This window comes from Kocuria sp. CPCC 205231, assembly GCF_040980965.1.
Taxonomy (GTDB): Bacteria; Actinomycetota; Actinomycetes; order Actinomycetales; family Micrococcaceae; genus Kocuria; species Kocuria rosea.
This window is the reverse complement of sequence record NZ_JAVKPP010000014.1, coordinates 50,966-70,317: the sequence shown is the minus strand read 5'-3', so window position 1 is coordinate 70,317 and position 19,352 is coordinate 50,966. Positions and strand designations below refer to the sequence as shown.

Genomic DNA, 19,352 nt, shown 5'->3' with positions numbered 1-19,352 from the left:
ATGGCGCAGAGCAACAGCCAACGTGTCGGCAGGATGCTGGAACTGGTCGTCAGCGGGACGGTTCCTCTAATCGAGCGTGTCTTATATCCCCAAATCAGCCCGGGGACCTCCTGGACCGAGCTCGTGCGTGCCGTAGATGCCAAGAAGTCTGGCTCAGCTAATGGTCGCTACTCGGTAGACGATCCCCAAGTCGTGCTTCGCGTATTGACCGAGCGTCTGCCTGATCCAATTGGTTGGGCGTTCAACGGGCACCTGGGCCGCGCCGAGCAAAACATGGCCAGTGAACTCCGGCAGGTCCGCAATGACTGGGCCCACAGCACGTCGTTCTCCCACGATGACGCCTACCGTGCCCTGGATACCGGAGAACGACTGCTCCGGGCAGCGGGTGCTGTCGCGGAGGCCGACGAGGTCCGGATCCTCCGACAGGACCTGCAACGCGGCACCTACGAGACCCGTGCCCGCAAGCAGGCCTCCAAACCCGTGGCTCTGGCCACCGGTGACAAGGAGATTTCCGCATGGTGGGAGGTGTTGGAACCTCACCCCGATGTGGCCGCCGGACGCTACTCGAACTCACAGTTCGCCGCAGACCTCTATCAGGTGGCGGTCGACGACAAGGGCGCACCTGCCGATCGGGAATACTCCGACCCGGTCGAGTTTTTCCGACGCACTTACCTGACTGCTGGTTTGCGCGACCTGCTTTCACGGGCGGTCGCACGCGTCGCGGGGACCAATGCCGGTGATCCTGTCATCAACCTTCAGACCACATTCGGTGGCGGCAAGACGCACTCAATGCTCGCTGTGTGGCATTTGTTCTCCGGCACCGATCTAACGGCCTTTCCCCAGGACGTGCAGGACGTTGTGTCTGATTCCGGGGCGAAGCTGCGCACGGACGTACGCCGCGTGGCGATTGTCGGCAATGAAATTCCACCTGGCCAGCCCACCACCAAGCCCGACGGCACTCAGGTGCACACCCTGTGGGGCGAGCTCGCCTGGCAGCTCGGCGGCCCCGCGGCCTACGCCTATGTGGCCGAAGCCGACCGGACCGGCACCAACCCCGGCAACATCTTGCGCAACCTGTTCCGCGACTTCGGTCCGGCGGTCGTGCTGATCGACGAGTGGGTGGCCTATGCCCGACAGCTCCACGGCACGGACAGGCTCTGCGGCGGCTCTTTCGAGACTCAGTTCACGTTTGCCCAGGCTCTTACACAAGCGGTGGCCGCTGTCCCCGGGTGCCTGCTGCTGATCTCCGTGCCGGCCAGTGACGCCCGCAACAGCTCTGACGAGATCATCGGCTCCGACCTTGAGGTCGGCGGCATGCATGGCCAAACCGCCCTGGTCCGCTTGGACAATGTCGTACGCCGTGTGGCCCACCAGTGGGCACCGGCATCAAAGGACGAGTCCTATGAAATTGTCCGACGCCGTCTGTTCATGGAGCCCGACGCGCAAGCCTTGGACACGATCGCTGTGGCTGCACGGCGAATCGTGAACTACTACGTCGAGAACAAGTCCGAGGTGCCGCGTGAGGCTACCCAGCCCGCATACGTGGAACGCATACGGGCGGCCTACCCCATCCACCCGGAGCTGTTGGACCGCCTGTACAACGACTGGTCGGCTTTGGATCGATTTCAGCGCACCCGCGGCGTGCTCCGGCTGATGAGCTCCGTAGTCCAGGCCCTCTATGAGCGCAAGGACCCCTCGCCATTGATCATGCCCGGCGCCGTGCCCTTGGACGAAGGCGGTGCGCGCAGCGAGGTGGTCCAGTACCTGGACGCCCGGTGGGACAGCATCATCCAGGCAGACATCGACAGCGAAACCTCTGTGGCACGCGCCATCGACGAGGACCGCCTCCTGCTTGGAAAACGCTCCTTAACCCTGCGCACGGCCCGCGCGGTGTTCCTAGCGGCGACACCCACACTCGCTGCCGTAGACAAAGGCGCGGACCGCAAGAGGATTGCCCTGGGCGTGGTGCTGCCCGGTGACGCCCTAGGCAATCTGACCTCCGCACTTGGAGCACTAGCTGAGCAGTCCGTGCACTTCTTCGCTCAGGGTGACCGCTACTGGTATGACACCCAGCCGTCGGTCAACCGGATGGTTCAGGACCAAGCCCGCAACCTGGACGAGAAGGTGGTGCACGACGAGGTCGTCTCCCGATTGAAGGACCTCGTCAGGGTCAAGGCGGAGCAGTTCACCGATGTCGTGGTGGCTCCGGAATCCAGCGCGGACGTGCCCGACACCGATCAGGCTCGTCTAGTCGTGCTCCACCCGAGATTCCGCGTCGACTCCCGGTCCACGGCGTCGACCGCGGTAGAGGAAATGCGTTCTCTGCTCAAACACAAGGGGACTGGTCAACGGGTCCATATGAATATGCTCTTGGGCCTTGCCGCGGATTCCAATGGCTGGAACAACTTGGAAGGCACAGTACGGCAGCACCTCGCCTGGAAGGACGTCCACCAGCGGAAGAAAGAGCTGGACCTTACACAGCAGAACGCCGAGCTGGCCGAGCGTAAGGTCACCGAGACTTCCCGTACGGTCGACGACCAAATATTGGCCACGTGGATCTGGGCGCTGTATGCGGAACAGCCTGAACCGCTTGATCCGATGGAGGTCGGCCGGGTCAGGACTGAAGGTTCCGAAAAGCGTTTGTTGCACCGCGTCGGCGCAAAGCTGGTCAAGGACGACCAGCTGCGCATCGAAACAGATCCTCGCTCTCTTCGGCTCGACCTGGACCATGGCTTGCGGAACGTATGGAACAAAGGACACGTGCCGCTGGGCCATCTGTGGGCCTACCTGGCGCGCTACCCCTACCTGGCGCGGCTACGGGACAAATCTGTTCTAGTACGCGCCGTTGACCAGGTCCAGTATGACGCCGGCTGGGCCCAGCAGGGTTTTGCATTGGCCGGGGGGTATGACGAGACAACCGGTCTCTACCAAGGCCTCTACATCCCATTCGATGACAGGGTTGCCCCGGATCTGATTGACACGACATTGCTGGTGCGGCCTGATCTGGCCCTCAAACAACGCGCGGACGAAGCCGCCCGGGTAATGGAGCGCATTTCAGAAGGGGACGGCACGACGGCTACCGATCCGGGCATCAGCGTTCCGGGGACGCCCACAGCAACAGTGGGCCCCGGGCACAGCGATAACGGTGGGAACGGGAGCGGCGGGACGGCCGTGGATCCAATCCAGCAGAGGACTCCGAATGCCCGCTACAAGGCTCGCCTGGAACTGGACCCCCAAGGGAACCTGCGAGGCCAGATCACGACATTCGTGGACGAAATCTTGCAGAACCTTCAGGCCGCAGGCCCCGATGTCCTGGAGGTGAGTATCGATGTGTTCTCAGAAAAGGCTGCGGGATTCCCGGAGCACACCGTGCGCGCAGTCAGGGAAAACAGCACCGTGCTGGCCCTTGATCAGAGTGAGTTTCGGGACCTTTGATGTCCTCAGCCCCCCAGCCCGTCAGCTCTCGTGAGGTTCCTCCAGACCCCGCGGTGGTCTCGGCCGTGGGGCGACACCACACGCTCGAGACGGCCGTGGCGGATCTGGTCGACAACAGCGTCGACGCCGGCGCCACGACCGTTGTGGTCAGATTCCTGTTGGAGGGCGGTCACGCCGTCGGCCTGCAGGTGATTGACGACGGGTGCGGCATGGACTCCGTGGAGATCGACCACGCGATGACGTACGCCCGTCAGCGCAACTACGACTCGACGGATTTGGGGCACTTCGGGATTGGCCTCAAGGCTGCGTCCCTCAGCCAGGCCGATACCCTGCTGGTCTGGTCCCGCGCGTCCCATCACCTCCCCACCGGAAGGCGCCTGCGCCGCGAGACGCTGGCAACCACACCCGTGGTGGAGTCCTTCGACACGGATGACGCCCGCGACTACTTGGAGCATCTGGGACTACCCGCTGGGTTCCAGACCGGCACGGTGGTCGAGTGGCGGGACGTCCGGACCTTCCTGGGCGCGGGAGATCCTCGGGAACAAAGCTCCTGGCTGAGCCGCACCACTGACGCCCTGCGCATCCACCTAGGCACGGTGTTCCACCGGATTCTCGCCCGCGGCGACCTGACGGTACAGCTGGTACAGCGGGAGGGGAACTGGGACGGTCTGCCGGCCATCGTGCCTGCCCTCGATCCGTTCCCCGACGAACGGAACACGCAACAGGGGTTTCCCTGGACGCTGGAGTTTGAACTTCCTGGGCATCACAGTGCCGTGCACGGCTCCATATGGCACAAACGTGGCATCGGCGCACGAGGCTACCGCTTAGATGGACGACCCCCAATCGAAACCCAAGGCTTGTACGTCTACCGGCGCGACCGCCTGCTGCAGCAAGGGGCGTGGAACGGCCTTGTTACTCCGGACCGTGACCTGGGCTTCGCACGCCTGGCCCTCGACATCGACGACCTTGGCACACACGTCACCTTTAACCCGGAGAAGGCCGGTGTCACCATTGACGCCACGCTCCGTGAAGCGCTGTTGACGGCTCGGACGCAAGACGGGTACAGCTTCCAGGACTACCTCAAAGTCGCCAGGGCGCAGGGCGAGCAGTCCCGGTCCCGGACAGCCCGACGGATCACCGTGGTGGAACCGGGCGCAGGCATCCCGGCCGTCGTGCGCCAGGCCTTCCACAAGGCCACAGACTTTGTCCCCGGCGAGCAGCCGTTCCGCACCCGATGGTCGCTGCTGCCCGAGGACCGCATAGTCGACATCGACCTCGAGGAACACGTCCTACTCCTCAACGTCCGGCACCGAACATCGCTGGGAGGCATCGACGGCGGACGCAACGACGACGCCCCGGTAGTCAAAGCCCTGCTGGCGTTGCTGGTCGGGGACCACTTCGCCCGGGACAACCACGGCCCCCGCATTACCCATGAGCTCGACGTGCTGAACACGATCCTGACCGCTGCCGTCCATGATGTGGAGACCCGCCCATGACCCCCACACCGACCAGCGCCCGCCCCGCACCGCTTGACCGGCTGACTCCGGAAAATCTGGAGGACTTCTTCACAGCCCGGCACGTCAGCACGCATGCTCTCGACCAGCAGCTCGGTGCCGTCCTGCACCTAGACCCGCATGCTGAGCGCCTGCACTTAAAGGTCGCCGACGACGGCAGTGTTCCCGATGTCCACGGTCTGGAGCGAGTCACAGTCGGCGCCGAGAGCACCACCGGTGGCCACGGGATGTTAGTACTCAGCATCGACGCGCGCCATGCGCATATGGAGGCCTACGGCATGGTGTTGTCGGTGGTGGACGGGATGCGTTCGGGGCAGAACTTCGCCGATGCCGCGGACTCCGCGTTGCGCCAACTCCGGATGCTACTCAAGGCGCGCCGGCGGCTCAGCGAGCAGCAGCAGATCGGTTTGCTCGGTGAGTTGCTGGTGCTCCAGGGCCTGGTGGAACGGATCGGTGCCGGGGCGGCGCTGGACTCCTGGCTGGGGCCATTGGCCGAGGAGCACGATTTCGTGTTCGCTACCTACGACGTTGAGGTGAAGACCACGGTATCCGAGCGTCGGGTTCACATGATCTCCGGGGACACCCAGCTCCAGGCTTCCCCGGGCCGACCGCTGTGGTTGGTCTCGCTTCAGCTCACGCGCGCCGGGACGCGCAACGGCGTGACGTTGTCCGACCAAATCACCCGGGTGCGAAGCCTGTTGGACACCGGCAGACCGGATTTCGACGACCACCTGGAAAACCTCGGTTGGCTGGACATCGATGCACCGCTCTACGACGAGCGATTCTTGTGGCGTGCCGGTCCTCAGGCCTACCTGGTGGATGACGACTTCCCAGCCGTCACTCACGAGCGACTGGCCGCGACCGTGCCACGAGTCGAGCTGGTCACACGGCTGTCCTACGCCGTGGATGTGACCGACCTGGACCACGCCACGCCAGGAGCCCCCTTGGATGGTGTTCTCGTCGAACCGCCGGCCACGGTGACGCAAATCTACTGAGGAATTCGTCCGATATCCCCGCTCCACAATGGAACGCCCCCAGGAGACCCCCATGGACACCGTCCAGGACAAGAAAATCCCCCAAGCTATCGTCAAAGCTTTGCGCAGCATGGAAGACTACGGGCCGGAGAACCTCCAGCGCCTGGTCACCACGTTCGCCCACGAGGACTCGGTCGACGAGTCCCGCTTGGTTGACCACATCGTCGATGCCGGGCTTAACGACCCTCCGCGTCACCGCTTCCACCTACTTCTGGGCCGGTGGGACAACGCCGTAGACGAGGATTGGACGGAAGGCACCGATAAGGCCACACCTGAGCGTCGGCAGGTTATCGCTGATCTGTTGTGGTCTGAGGGCACCTCACGGATTCGGATTGATCAAGAATTTCCTGTTCCTGAGGACACCACTACGACCATTGACAACGGGGCGTGGGACCCTTGGTACACCAAGGACCGGGTGCTTGCCCATGAGTTCTACTGGCCGCATTACAAAAAGGTCGTGGCGAAGAAGCTCGGAGAGCAAGTAGCCCAAGACCTGGATGTGAGCACCGACGAGGTCGTCCGACGCCTGGCGGATCCGACTCGGGGTGAGATCTACCAGTCCAAGGGATTGGTCATGGGCCACGTGCAGAGCGGCAAGACCGCTAACTTCACCGGTGTCACCGCCAAAGCCATTGATGCCGGCTACCGTCTCGTCATCGTGCTGACCGGCATGATGGACAACCTGCGCAACCAGACCCAGCGGCGTTTCGACATGGAGCTGGTGGGGCGGGAAAACATTCTATTCGGCATTGATCCCACCGATCAGGAACTCATCGACGAGGTGGGGGTGGACTACGCCAGCACGAACGACCAAGACTGGCCACACGGATTCACCTCCTTTGAAATTCCCCCACGAGACGTAGGCAAGCCTTCGATCCGTCGCCTCACCGGAGAATCGGACGACTATAAGGCCCTCAAGCTAGGACTGGGCATCCTGGACTTCAAGTCCACCGACTCCCTAGCGGTACCCCATTTGGGCGTCTACCACGAAAAAAATCTCTTTGGCACCGACGTACGGCTCGCTGTTGTCAAGAAGAACTCGACGGTGCTGAAGAAGTTGGTGAACGACCTCAAGTCCCTCCAGACCAATCTCAGGGAAATTCCCGCACTCATCATCGATGACGAGGCCGACCAGGCCTCCGTCAACACCACCCGGCCCAAGAAAGCCCGCGACAAGGAAGAGGAGAAGGAGCGCACGAGCATCAACGGCTACATCTCCACCCTTCTCACTCTGATGCCGCGGGCCCAGTACGTTGCCTATACGGCCACACCGTTCGCCAACGTGTTCGTGGACCCCGAGGACAGCCAAGACCTCTTCCCCAAGGACTTCATCGTTAGCCTGACACCGTCGCCGGCGTACATGGGCGGGAAGGACTTCCACGATCTAGACCGTCCATCGGAGGACGACGAACCGAAGACGCCGGCAACCTCCAACGAGGCCGCCTACGTCCGGAACCTACTCGCGTTGCCGGAGGAGCAGGACGAACGCCGGCAGGAGATGCAGCAAGCCGTCGACAGCTTCGTGCTCTCGGGTGCGATCAAACTGTTCCGAGAGGCCAAAGGCCGCAAGTCCAATGGATGGCAACCCGAACCGTATCGATTCAGGCACCACACCATGCTGGTGCACGAGTCCATGAAGCAGGCCGACCACTCTGACTTGGCCGAGCTAGTGCGGCAAGTGTGGCAGGAGAGCAACTACCAAGCACCTTCAGCCCTGCAGCGGCTCGACGCTCTCTGGAAGAACGATTTCCAGCCCGTAAGTGCGGCCAGAGCCGAGACCGGGGAGGCCGTGCCGGAGCATTTCCGGGACCTCATGCCCTACATCGCCGCGGCCATCGACAAGATCCGCGCCGGGGTGTCCTCCGTCGTAGTGATCAATGGCGACAAGAATGAGGACTACAACCGCGAAGACGCGAACTTCCTGACACAAGAGCGGGTGTGGAAGATCATCGTCGGTGGCCAAAAGTTGAGTCGCGGGTTCACCGTCGAGGGGCTGACCGTCAGCTACTACACACGCAAAACCATGGCTGCAGACACGCTGATGCAGATGGGGCGCTGGTTCGGGTATCGCTCCGGGTACCGCGATCTCATCCGATTGTTCATCGGGCGGGCGGTGTCGACGTCGACGAAGTCCAAAAAAACCGTCGACCTGTACAAGGCATTCGAGGACATCGTCCGCGACGAGGAAGAGTTCCGTGAGGAGCTGCGTCGATTCAGCAAACTACGTGAGAACGGCCGGCCAGTGGTCCGACCGGCAGACGTGCCGCCCATGGTGTTCCAGCGGTCGCCGTGGCTCAAGCCCACCGCGGCCAACAAGATGTACAACGCGGTCGAGACCATGAAAGGCGTGGGCGGCAAGGTTCAGGAATTCAACAATCAGCTGTACTCCCCGCGGGCCTCTGAGCAACGGAAGATCAACGAACACCACTTCGGACTGGCGCGCCGGCTCCTGGATGGGCTACACCGGACAGACGATTTCTACGACGTGTACACGACCGGGAAGACCATGACCTATGCAGCGCACTACGGGATCTTCGATAACGCCACCGTACGAAGGCTGCTGGATGAGTATCAATGGGGTCTTAACTGGTCCGTCAAGCCCACACTCGCCTTTTTTGACGCCGCGGTGAAAGACGGGCACCTCGAGGACTGGCTAGTTTTTTACCCCGAGCTGAAAAATGTGGACGCACGGCGCTTGGCAGGTACGAACTACATACTGCCGATCCAAAAGCGCCTGCGCCGCAAGGAACGTGATTTCGCCTTCGCAGGAAGCTCCACACGTCAGCGCTTGGCCATGGAGATCATCAGTGGAGGGACCCCCACACCGACCCTCCTCGAGTCAAATCCCGCGGTAAGTCGAGCCCAACACACTGTGGCCTCACTGCATACGCCTACCCGTGGTGCAATGCTCCTTGCCTTCGCCGCAGACAAGGGAGACGAATCCGATCCAAAAACTCTCACGCCTGACCCCAACGCAGAGGTACCGGTAGGGAACGTGGCGTCGATCTTCTACATGGCGTTCCCCAAACAAGCGGCACCGGACGGAAAAATCGGGTTCACGACTCGGACCGGGCGGGACGAAGAGGTAATCGTGGACTCCCAGGGAATCTAACTTCATCTTGCCGCTTGGCTACAGCCATAGGCCGATGAGGGCACCGGTCATGTGGTGACGTACAGGCAGCCGGTGTGCGGCGACACTGCCGATGCGATCGCTACCCCGTCCAAGGGCGGGGTAGCGATCATCTTGTCGGCCGGAGTCCGTATGGGCGTCAGCGCCCCATGGGGCAGCCCTGGGGAAGGGCTGACCCCCGTTGTACTTGGCTTCCAGGCGTTGCACCTCGGCCATCACGGCGTTGTCGATAAAGTCCGACTGAACCGTCACGGTCCTTCTGCCGTCTTTATACGCGCTGCGTCTCCGGCTGGGGCGCAGTGATCTGATCGTAGTGGGCGGCCTCGAAATCGGCAGGTGGGACCCGTCAGCTTTCGTGACGCCCCTGGAAGACGCGCAGCATCGTAGCCATCGCGTGGCGCTCTTGGAGTTGCTCGTCGACGGTCTGCTGGTATTCCTGGCCCATCATTCCATCGCCCTGACGGCGGTTCTGCGGCGGCTCGAGACCTTCGATCAAGATCGCTTCCATGGTGGCCACCACCAAATCGGTGCCAAAGGTGGCGGCGGGTTCCCCCAACACGCCCCTGTTCAAGACAGGGCGTAGCCCGAACCAGGAGAAGCGGTCCCACCGACCTGACAAGCGGTCTTTGGTGTGCTCGAACAAGCGCTGTCCCATGCGGGGTTTGGACACCCTGCCTACGTACACGGTGCGCGCCCCGTCGTGCAGGAGGTAGACACCGATCTGTCCGGCGAAGTCGACCTCTGTCTCGTTGCCAGCCTTGTGGCCGAGGATGCGGTTGCGGTTGCCCCAGTCGACCTGGTCCCGACGCCAAAACATGCCGAAGGACGTGATCAGGCCCGGGTCCTCAGTAGAGTCTTCCGCCGGCGCCGGCGCGGGCTTCACATCGGCAGGATCAGGAGCGTCTTGGTCGAGGTCTTCATCCAAAGGAAGATCTTCGACCTCCAGGGCGGCCGCGGGGCTCTCGTTGAGCGAGTCGGTCGAGACGGGCGGAACGTGTCCGGACTCGAATTGCCCCCGCAGCACTGTCAGGCGCATCAGCTTCCCGTGGCGCTGCACGCCCCACATGCTCCAGCCGTTGGTCGCCCGCCCCTCACGAACGATTTGGGCCGCAGCAGACGGTGTCGGATAGGACCGCCCATCGTAGTTAATGCTCCCGTCGGCATTCAGCGATGCCGTCGCTGGCCACGCCGATAGAGCAGACACCAGTTCCTCCCCCGGCTTGAGGAGGTCCGCCCCGATCAGATCGGACAACGTGGCGGTGTGGACCGTAGGGGTCCGGCGAGGACGGGACGAGCGAGTCACGGTTGATCCTTCGGGGCAGGAAGTAGACAAGTCCATCCCACCACACCATTCGAAGGCGGCGGCTCACGGCCAACCGGCCATTGGTGTCCGTGCCATGGAATCCGAAACGCTAATGTCGCGCACGAAGGAAATCCGGCATCGTCCATATACAGTCACCATCGTGAACGAAAAGAAAATTCAGGTGGACCTGGAGATTGGCTCAGTTCTCACCCGCGCAGAGCTAAATGAGCAGTACGGCGGTGGCATCCAAGGAGGCATGCTGACCCCTGCCGGGGGACAACTGATGTTCCTGTTCTCCGATCCAGCAGCCGGCGAACAGTACGGTTACAAGTACGACGGGTGGGTCACCGAGTCCGAGACGGTGTTCGATTACACCGGTGAAGGCGCCGAGAACGATCAGCAGATGATCCGGCGCAACGAGACCCTTCGCCGTTCCCTCACTGAGGGTCGAGAAGTTCACCTTTTTCTCGCCGAGGGATACATCTCCGGCACGCAGACCCGTACGCATCGTTACGTCGGTCAGTTCGAAACGGACCCTGAGACCGGCTGGCGCTACGAGCCCGCGCCGGACCGTTACGGCAACCCCCGAAACGTCATCGTCTTCACCCTGACGCGCGTCGGTGCCGCCCCGGCGGCGGACCCCAACGCCGATCAGCACATGGCCGGCAGAATCACCGGCCCTCTCACGGTCACGGAAGTCCCCGCAGAGCAGACTCGAGCGGAGATCGTGCACCGCGCCGAAACCGCGGCCATGGAAACCACTCGGGCCGAGCGCCAACTCGAGGACCACCTTCGCGAAGCCCTCTACGTTGACCTGCGACTGGCGATCCAGCCCGCCGGCTCCTCCACCACGCTCTACACCGATGTCTGGGACCCCGATGAACGCGAGCTCTTCGAAGTGAAGAGCTCAGCCTCCCGGCAAAGCATTCGCATGGCTGTGGGGCAACTCCTGGATTACCGGCGCTACATCGCCGGGAATGAGCCCAAGTGCGTCGTGGTGGTACCCGAAGACCCCGGGGAGGACCTGCGCCAATTCGTTTTGGGCGTGGGCATGGACTTGATGTTCTGGGACGAGGAGAAACACCTGATGAGGGTCTCTTCCAATGAGGGGACGCCCTCGAGACCCTGACAGGGAAGGTCTCTGAGCAGATTTTCAGCTAGCCCATAGAAAATGGATTCAGTTAGAGTAATCCCGCCGCGTATATATCCCGGTGCAAGCCATGATGAAGTCAATGAAAAGGTGCTGAATTGGCGCAGAGCGTGAAAATCATTCTGGAAGACGACCTCGAGGGCGGTCCTGCTGAGGAGACCGTTCAGTTCGGCCTGGACGGCCGGCAGTACGAGATCGACCTCTCCACCGCTAACGCGGAGAAGCTGCGGGAGGCCCTGCGCCCCTACGCGGCTGCTGGCCGGCGGGCCCAGGCCAAGTCCACCCGGACCGCCGGGCCCCGTTCCTCCACCGGTGGTAACCCGGAGACGGCGAAGATCCGGGCTTGGGCGAAGGAGAACGGTTACGAGGTCTCCGACCGCGGCCGGATTCACCAGTCCGTCAAGGACGCCTACTACGCCGCCCAGTAGCCCTCCACTCCCCCACCGGACAGCACTCGGCCTACCGGGTGGTCCGTGACGGCAGGCCCTGTGCTGGCCGACTACCGCTGCGACATGGCCATGGAACGTCTCGGACAGGACTCAAGTACCTGGGCCGTCACCGCGGTTTCTCCGCACGGTGAGCAGCCGGTGACGGGCTGCTGGTCCTGATCCGATACAGGGCCACCGGTTGAATGGCTTAGGCGCTTCAGCCAATACACCCCATTTATTCCATTATTTGAATGGAGTAAATGGGGTGTAAGGATCCATAGCTAGTACTTGGGAGGGCGGCCCCGGGTCACGGTGCCTGCACCGCCGAAGGGTCGTCCGTCGTTGACCTCGTCGCGGTACTGGTGGATTCGGTCGGTGATGATGCCGGCGACGAAGTCGCTGAGGGTCTGCCCTCGTTGGGCGACGTGGTTGTAGGCCGAGCGAAGTTCGGCGAGGTCATCGATGTCCATCTGGACCTGGAGGCGACGGCGGGTGTCCGTGGCGTTGCCCTTCTTCTGCTCGCCCTTCTGCTGCTCGGCAGCGGGGGCCGGCACCGTCTCCTGTGGTGCGGCGGGTGCGGGGGCCTCCGGCGCTGGAGCGGCGGGGGCGGTGGTGTCGGTGATGGAGGGAGCGACGGCGTCTTGGCCGGTGAGGAAGGTGGATTTCCGGCGGCGTCCTGTGGTGCTCATGGTCGGGGTCGTTCCTTTCGTGCCGGCGGATTTCAGCGGCTGGTGATCTTGGCCAGGTGGCGGGTGTAGAGCTCGGCCATGGACTGGCCGCCCTTGATGCGGTCCAGGGCGTCGCCGGTCTCGATGGCGTCGCGGATCACCGCGCGCTTGGGGATGGGCGGGTCCAGCAGCTGCTCCCCCAGGGCTTCTTGGAGGGTCAGTCGCCATTCGCGCCCGGCCAGGGTCGTCGGCTCCCACTTGTTGAGCAGCACCCCGCGGATCGTGAGCTCAGGGTTGTAGTGCTGCTGGACGGAGCCGATCGTGTCGCGCATCAACGCCACCCCGTCGGCGGCGAACAGCCCGGCTTCGGTGACCAGCACGGCCCCGTGGGCGGCCACCAGGGCGTTGACGGTGAGCATGCCCAGATTCGGCGGGCAGTCGATGATGACCAGGTCGTAGCGCTCCCCCACCCCCTGAAGGGCGCGCTGAAGGGTCCGGGCGCGGTCCTCGGTGCGGGGGGCCTGGGTGAGTTCTTGCTCGATGATCGCCAGGGCCCGCCCCACGGTGGGGGCCAGGTCGACGCCGGGCCAGATGGTCGCCACGATGACGTCGGCCAGGGTGACGGGCTCCTCCCCCGGTGCCTGCTGGGGGTTGATGACATCGGCCAGGCTGACCTCATCCAGGGGCAGCCGTTCGGGGGTCAGGGCGGTGGTCAGGTTACCCTGCGGGTCCATGTCAATGGCGAGCACGCGCTTGTCCGCCCGTTGGGCGGCACGGATGAGGTGGTAGGCCGTGGTGGTCTTGCCCACGCCACCCTTCTGCAGCACGGTGGCAAGGATGTCCATGCAGTGCCTCCTTTGAGTGTTTGCCTCAGTTTAGTAAATGGAGTCCTTGAGTAAATGGAATGCAGAGGTGTGTCGACGGGACTCAGGCGGTGATGGAGAAGTACACGCGGCAGAGATCGTCACGGGCGCGGCAAGCGGTGGCGGTGACCTCCACCAAGTGCTCCCCGTCGAGGTGGCCGGCATTGACGCACGCCTCGGTGGCGGCATCCGCAAGGTGCTGGGCTTTCCGCGCCAGCACCTCGAGGCGCTGGGCGTGGCGGGTGAGCCACTCGGTGAACTTCTCGCTGTCGGCAGCGGCCTGGGTGGCCGCGCGCAGCTTTTCGATCTCGGCCAGGACCTCCTGGGCGGCGCGGGCCGCTTCTTGGGCGGTTGCCCGGTGCTTGCTGGCCTGCTGTTCGGGCTGGATGGTCATGGCGTCCTCCTGGGGGCGGTGGACTTCGCGGGGTCCGGGGGGGGGTGCCGTGGATCTGCGGGCGACAGGTTAGGTCAGCTCGGCGCGCCGTCGCACCAGGGCGTGGAGCTTGTCCGGGCGCAGGCCGTGCCAATGGTCGCCGACGGTGCCATCGTCGTCTCGGACCACGGTCACGGGCACTCCCTGGTAGCCCAGGCCGCGGAGGAAGTCGACGGCCACGGGCAGGGAGGCGACATTGATCAGGCCGAAGGGGATGTCCTTGCGGTCCATGGCCTGGCCGGCGGCCTGGCAGTCAACACACCCGGGGAGGGTGTAGAGGGTGATGGTGGTCATGATGCCCTCCTGGGCTCAGGGGAAGAGCGGGTCTTGGACGTAGAGGCTGTGCCCGGCGGCGGCACCGTCGTGGAGGTCGGCAACGACTCCGGCGGTGCCGGCGCCGGAAACACCGTGGGGATAGAGCGTGTGGGCGATGTCGAAGTATTGAGGCCATCCTCGCCAACAGGTCTGACTTCGGTACTCCTACCATCAATTTACTCCGTTACATGAATGGGGTAAATGGTGAGAATGGATGATTTTGAGGAAGAGGTTGGGAATGATCGGACGGACAAAAGCCCCCGCCGACGAGCGGTCGGCAGGGGCGTCAGCATCCGCTTGGACACCACGCGGAAGGGCGGCCACCTAAGGGTCCCTGCGAACGTGGAGTAGCTCGAATCCCTCGGGGACGGACGCTAGTAGTTGCCCGAGGGCGACAACGTAATCCTCGCCCTCGGCTTCAACCTCATGGGCCGCCGTGGATCGGATCCTGCCGACAATCTTCATGCTGGGCTCCTACTTCATGCAGCGACATGCCCACCCTGCGAAGACTTCAGCAGGGCACACATGGTCGAATTTTGCGCGGATGCCAGCTCGCCCCCGCCTGCTGCCTCTCGTGGACCCCAGTGCCCACAGAGCGACCGAGTCGTCGGAGCTCAAAGGGCTGAGCGGACCCCCAAGGCTCCCATTCTCGCTGGACATCTTTACCCCCTCACATCACTCAATCGGAGGATTTGCCTCTATTTATTCCAAAACATCCTTTTAGCCCACCACAGTCGTATGCCACCTCTACCGCAAGCAAGGTGCTGGTAATGATCGCGGTCCAGTCCGGGCTCGGAGGTTCCCGCGGCTTCCCTTGGGCAATCATTTTGGAGGCCCGCCAGGGCCGAGGAAATGTGCGGCAGCCATCGTCCGCCAACCCAGCCCCAAGGAGGAGTGGCGCCTTGATCGGGTGGGGGAGTAGGTCAGTGCTAGTACGGCCCAGCTAAGAAGTGCGTGTTCAGGAGACGGTGCGGAGCTCGTTCCAGTCGGTGGTATAGCGCGGGGAGAGATCGGCTTGGCGGTTGCTCCAGGGGGCGGGGGAGTGGGCGCCGTGTCGGCCTAGGGCGAGGGTGCCGGTGCCGAAGCGGCGGTTGACCGCATCGATGAGCTCCCCGATGGGAGCGGGTTGCTCGAGCACCCCGGGCAGGACGGGTACCGAGCCCTCGGGGGCGAGGTCTGTGCAGAGGATGCCGGCGCGCATGTAGGACATGCCGTGCATCAGCTTGGGCACCAGCGCGGCCCGGGCGGCGGCCACCAGGGGGCCGGGTTCGTTGGTGGGCACGGCCAGGCGTACGTGCGCGGAGACGTTGTGGGTGGGTCCGGGCCGGTGCGGGGAGGTGCTGGCGAAGACCGTGAGGCGCCCGGTGACCTCGCCTTCCTTCCGCAGTCGGCGGGAGGCGCGTTGGGCGAACTCGGCTACGGCTTGGCCCACGATCTCCGGGTCCCAGATCGGGTCCGGGAACGATCGGGAGACCAGGATCTGCTGCTTGGTGGCGACCTCGTCCTCGAGGGGGAGGGCGGGGAAGCCGTTGAGCTCCAGGACGGTGCGCATCTGCACCACGGAGAACTTGTGACGGATGGCCACCGGGTCGGCATCGCGCAGGTCGGCGATGGTCTCGATGCCCATCGCCTCCAGTCGCTTGGCCAGCCGCCCGGCGATGCCCCAGACTTCGGTGACCGGTAGGGCTTTCATGAGCCGGTCCCAGTACCCCTCGGGGGCCTGGTCCCAGTGGACGACCCCACCGGTGGCGGGCAGCTTCTTGGCGGTCTCGGCGGCGATCTTGGCCCGCGTCTTGGAGCTGGCGATCCCAATGCTTACCGGCAGCCCGACATTGCGGGCCACGGTGGCCTGCAGCCGGCGCGCCCACCGCGCCTGTTCTGCGGGTGTGCCGGCGGGTGGGAGGAGGAAGCATTCGTCGATGGAGTACACCTCCTGCCCCAGGGCGTGGCGGGCCAGCAGCAGCATCACCCGCTGCGACAGGTCTGCGTAGAGCTGGTAGTTGGAGGAGCGTTTGAGCAGCCCCCAGCGTCCGGCGTCGGCGCGCAGCTGGAACCAGGGGTCGCCCATCTTGATGCCCAGGGCTTTGGCCTCGGCGCTGCGGGCGACGACGCAGCCGTCGTTGTTGGAGAGCACCACCAGTGGCTTGCCGGTCAGGGAGGGTTCGAAGAGGGCCTCGCAGGAGGCGTAGAAGTTGTTCACGTCGACCAGGGCGATCACCGTCGTCCACCGTCCTAGTGCAGCTTTCGCTGGTTGAGGTGGCGGATGCCGTAGACCACAACACCCCAAATGTGCAGGGTCGACAGGGACGGGACCTCCACGTCGGGGTAGGCCGGGTTCTCCGGGTGCAGCACGACCTTCTCGGGGTGGATGTGGAGGGTTTTGATGGTGAAGTCCCCGTCGAGGACGGCGATCACGACATCGCCGTGCCTGGGGGTCAGGGAGCGGTCCACGAGGACTTCGTCGCCGTGGTAGATCCCGATGCCTTCCATGGAGTCTCCGGTGACGCGGAAGAGGTAGGTGGAGGTGACGTCTCTGATCAGGACCTCGTTGAGGTCGATCCGGCCGTCGTCGAAGCTGTCCTGGGCAGGGGAGGGGAAGCCAGCCGGGACTCGGACCAGGACCGCAGAGACCAGCGCGGGGCGGTCAATGGTGAGCGGTACTGGATGTCTCATGCCGCCAGGATAGAACACATATTCTAAAGCTCAGCCCATAAACACAATAAGCTAGTACAGATATACGGTTTGGCTGGTGTCGATGCTGCGGATTCTCCCCCGCCGACCGGACACGCCAAGGGACCCGGCTACGGAGCCGAGACGACGCCGGCGGCTTGGTTCTGGCCGGCGGCGATCTGGGCGGCCCAGCGTTGCCGGAACGGCCGACGGGGGCCAGGGGCGGGGGAGGACGCTGGGGCGGCCGCGGCGGCAGCGATGCGGGCCGCGTAGCGTTCGGCGGCCGCCCGCGCTGCCGCGCGGCGCTGGGCGGCCTCGGCGGCGACACGCTGGTCGCGGGAGCGCAGGGGGGTGCCGTCGGGGTGGGTCCAGGCGCGCATCCGGGCGGCCAGCCAGGCTCCGGGGTTCTCGATGCCCTCCACGGTCAGGAAGCCGTAGCGGGTGCCCTGAGGGGTCCAGTCCAGGGCGGTGAGCACATCGGCGATGGTCCATCCGGCCTCGAAGAACGGCCTGAGCACGCTGGTGACGTGGGCGGTGGTGAGCTGGCGCAGCACGATGGCCTCGTGCTGGAGCTCCAGGGCAGCCGCCCGCTGAGTCTCCTTCCGCGCCCGACGGGTCACCCGCTTCGTCACAGGCTCCGTCGTCGCATGACGGGGCCACAGCGGGGCTGTACGACGGCTTAGGGCGGCGACCACTTCGCGCCGCTGCGCGGCGCGTTTTCGGCTGGGTCGCGGCGTAGCCGCGTCCTTCGGGGAAAGCTCTTCGCGCGCGTGCGGGGAAAGACTCTCCCACTTCGTGGGGACCGGGGTGTCAGTTAGTTCCACAGGCTCAAGGGCCGGCTGCGGGGTGCTGTGGATGAGCGCGTAGACGGGGGCCTCGCCCTGGGTGCGGCCGGTGGCACGCGGGGTGCGCCCCGCGCTGCGGCCGGTGGCCACCACGGCCAGCAGCCCGCAGTCGCGCAGGTGGCGGATCACCCGCGCCACGGTGGAGCGGGAGCGATCGATCTTCGCAGCGACCCAGTCCCAGGTCGTGCGCCAGGTGCGCGAGGCGGGGTCCTGCTGGCGGCAGATGATCTCCACCACGGCCAGCAGGTTCGCCCGGGCATCGGCACGGATCACCTCCAGGCTGGGGTGCTCCAGCACGGCTCGGCGCCAGGCGGCGACGTGCTTTGCGAGCTGGCACCCCGTGGGCACAGCCCGCAGCACGACGGCCTTGGACTGCTCATGCTCCACCCGCACACGACGGGTACGCGACGGGAACTCTTGGAGGTGCTGACGTTCTGGCAGGTCAGCGGCCAACGTCACGTCGGCGGCACGGAGCCGGGAGGACTCCACATGGTGACGCGTCTCGGCTACACTAAGGGGCACAACAGTCCCCTGGTATTGGGTTCATGACAGATTCGATTCAGTTAGCTGTTGAACCAGCTGTCCCCGGTCGCCAAACTAGCGACAGCTGATTGACTTAGACGGCCCGCCCACCACGGCGGGCCGTCAGTCATTTAATGGTCAAGAGGTAGTTGGTCCTTGTCCTGGTTCTGCCGGTCGTCAATCAGGTTCGGCAGCCCATAGTCACGATCAACCAGAGCACCCACATAGTCAGCCTGGGACAGGCCCAGCGCAGCTGCCCGCTCCGCCACGCGGCGGTGCTGAGCAGGCTTCACGCGCATGTTGAGTGCGACGCGCTGCCCGAACAGCTTGGGGGGTGTGTACTCCTTCATGTGCTCACCATCTCACACTGCTTTTGCTAGCGCTAGGAAGCCGCTGGGCGTGTCACGTTGCTGACTGGCAGCCGCATCCACTCCGTTGGAACCATGACGAGTCCAGCTCCCTTGTGCCGCGCCTCGTCCCTCGATTAGGGGACACCTGTGGATTGGCACTTATCCGCGAGAGCCCCCGGATACAGCGACCTTCCCCCTAGCGTGGGGCGATACCGCGACCCCCCGGGGGCAATTGGGGCAGCCGCATTTGCATACATATCATCGAGGCTGGGCCGGTACAGAGTGGCGGTCCAGCCGAGCGAGGTCGGGAAGGGGCTCGCGGAAGGATGATCAAGATGGCTTGCCGCCAGCAGTTAAGTCGACGCTTCCCCCAGGGCATAGGCACCCAAGGCGCTATACAGCTCTTGCACTCGCGCCTCGTTGAGGCTGTAGAGCATAGGCCGGCCACGGCCAGGAATCACCGCAGCATGTACCACCCCGAGGTCTTGGAGCTCGCGCAGCTGGGTGCTGAGGGTATCTACACCCAATCCGGTGCGCTCAACGATTTCTCCGCGGCGGCCCGGCCCGTTTTTGAGCGCACGGATGATCGACAGTCGAACGGTATTGCCGAACACTATGGCGGCCTGAGCCACGAGTGGGGACTGGCCTTCGGGGCGCACTACGGCGGGCATGTTGTTCATCTTGTCTGAACT

18 protein-coding genes are annotated in these 19,352 nt (G+C 64.2%); 7 read left to right on the top strand and 11 right to left on the bottom strand.

What is annotated here, in order from left to right:
• From RF640_RS14535 to RF640_RS14520, 4 genes are read left to right on the top strand one after another with little or no spacing between them, the layout of a single operon-like run.
• Window positions 1-3,435, top strand: coding sequence for a DUF499 domain-containing protein (locus tag RF640_RS14535; RefSeq protein ID WP_368828256.1), 3,435 nt, complete (start codon window positions 1-3; stop codon window positions 3,433-3,435).
• 53 nt (window positions 3,436-3,488) lie between these two features.
• Window positions 3,489-4,931, top strand: coding sequence for an ATP-binding protein (locus RF640_RS14530; protein WP_368828254.1), 1,443 nt, complete (start codon window positions 3,489-3,491; stop codon window positions 4,929-4,931).
• Window positions 4,928-5,944 (top strand): PD-(D/E)XK motif protein, encoded by a 1,017-nt coding sequence (locus RF640_RS14525; protein ID WP_368828253.1) that lies wholly within the window; start codon window positions 4,928-4,930, stop codon window positions 5,942-5,944. Before RF640_RS14530 ends, RF640_RS14525 begins: the two co-directional genes overlap by 4 nt.
• Window positions 5,945-5,996: 52 nt before the next feature.
• Window positions 5,997-9,095: a Z1 domain-containing protein gene (locus tag RF640_RS14520; RefSeq protein ID WP_368828252.1), complete on the top strand. Its 3,099-nt coding sequence runs from the start codon at window positions 5,997-5,999 to the stop codon at window positions 9,093-9,095.
• An 18-nt stretch (window positions 9,096-9,113) separates the two neighbouring features.
• Here RF640_RS14520 and RF640_RS14515 read toward each other — a convergent pair whose 3' ends face one another.
• The gene (locus RF640_RS14515; RefSeq protein WP_368828251.1) at window positions 9,114-9,365 is read right to left on the bottom strand and encodes a hypothetical protein; all 252 of its coding nucleotides are present in this window, start codon (window positions 9,363-9,365) and stop codon (window positions 9,114-9,116) included.
• Window positions 9,366-9,459: 94 nt separating this feature from the next.
• A complete protein-coding gene (locus RF640_RS14510) occupies window positions 9,460-10,452 on the bottom strand; it encodes a hypothetical protein (protein WP_368828250.1) in 993 nt (330 codons plus the stop codon).
• A gap of 124 nt (window positions 10,453-10,576) precedes the next feature.
• Here RF640_RS14510 and RF640_RS14505 point away from each other — a divergent pair, with 124 nt between their 5' ends.
• Both RF640_RS14505 and RF640_RS14500 read left to right on the top strand, forming a co-directional pair.
• Complete coding sequence (locus RF640_RS14505; RefSeq protein ID WP_368828249.1) at window positions 10,577-11,545, top strand: hypothetical protein; 969 nt, start codon at window positions 10,577-10,579, stop codon at window positions 11,543-11,545.
• A 119-nt stretch (window positions 11,546-11,664) separates the two neighbouring features.
• On the top strand, window positions 11,665-11,994 hold the full coding sequence (locus RF640_RS14500; RefSeq protein WP_368828248.1) for an Lsr2 family protein: 330 nt from the start codon (window positions 11,665-11,667) through the stop codon (window positions 11,992-11,994).
• A 281-nt stretch (window positions 11,995-12,275) separates the two neighbouring features.
• Here RF640_RS14500 and RF640_RS14495 read toward each other — a convergent pair whose 3' ends face one another.
• From RF640_RS14495 to RF640_RS14455, 9 genes are all read right to left on the bottom strand, one after another.
• Complete coding sequence (locus RF640_RS14495) at window positions 12,276-12,683, bottom strand: hypothetical protein (RefSeq protein ID WP_368828247.1); 408 nt, start codon at window positions 12,681-12,683, stop codon at window positions 12,276-12,278.
• A 32-nt stretch (window positions 12,684-12,715) separates the two neighbouring features.
• Window positions 12,716-13,507, bottom strand: a complete 792-nt coding sequence (locus RF640_RS14490) for a ParA family protein (RefSeq protein WP_368828246.1) — start codon at window positions 13,505-13,507, stop codon at window positions 12,716-12,718.
• Window positions 13,508-13,589: 82 nt separating this feature from the next.
• On the bottom strand, window positions 13,590-13,919 hold the full coding sequence (locus RF640_RS14485; RefSeq protein ID WP_368828245.1) for a hypothetical protein: 330 nt from the start codon (window positions 13,917-13,919) through the stop codon (window positions 13,590-13,592).
• Window positions 13,920-13,988: 69 nt separating this feature from the next.
• A complete protein-coding gene (locus tag RF640_RS14480; RefSeq protein WP_368828244.1) occupies window positions 13,989-14,252 on the bottom strand; it encodes a glutaredoxin domain-containing protein in 264 nt (87 codons plus the stop codon).
• A gap of 979 nt (window positions 14,253-15,231) precedes the next feature.
• Window positions 15,232-16,491: a Y-family DNA polymerase gene (locus tag RF640_RS14475; RefSeq protein ID WP_368828243.1), complete on the bottom strand. Its 1,260-nt coding sequence runs from the start codon at window positions 16,489-16,491 to the stop codon at window positions 15,232-15,234.
• Window positions 16,492-16,505: 14 nt separating this feature from the next.
• On the bottom strand, window positions 16,506-16,946 hold the full coding sequence (locus RF640_RS14470) for a LexA family protein (protein WP_368828241.1): 441 nt from the start codon (window positions 16,944-16,946) through the stop codon (window positions 16,506-16,508).
• A gap of 128 nt (window positions 16,947-17,074) precedes the next feature.
• Window positions 17,075-18,175: a hypothetical protein gene (locus tag RF640_RS14465; RefSeq protein WP_368828240.1), complete on the bottom strand. Its 1,101-nt coding sequence runs from the start codon at window positions 18,173-18,175 to the stop codon at window positions 17,075-17,077.
• A gap of 266 nt (window positions 18,176-18,441) precedes the next feature.
• On the bottom strand, window positions 18,442-18,660 hold the full coding sequence (locus RF640_RS14460) for a hypothetical protein (RefSeq protein WP_062737455.1): 219 nt from the start codon (window positions 18,658-18,660) through the stop codon (window positions 18,442-18,444).
• Between the two features lie 353 nt (window positions 18,661-19,013).
• Window positions 19,014-19,205, bottom strand: coding sequence for a hypothetical protein (locus tag RF640_RS14455; RefSeq protein WP_368828314.1), 192 nt, complete (start codon window positions 19,203-19,205; stop codon window positions 19,014-19,016).
• On the opposite strand from RF640_RS14455, the gene RF640_RS14450 reads away from it, so the two are divergent.
• A complete protein-coding gene (locus RF640_RS14450) occupies window positions 19,128-19,349 on the top strand; it encodes a hypothetical protein (RefSeq protein WP_368828318.1) in 222 nt (73 codons plus the stop codon). The two genes, RF640_RS14455 and RF640_RS14450, sit on opposite strands and share 78 nt — an antisense overlap.
• Window positions 19,350-19,352: the final 3 nt, after the last annotated feature.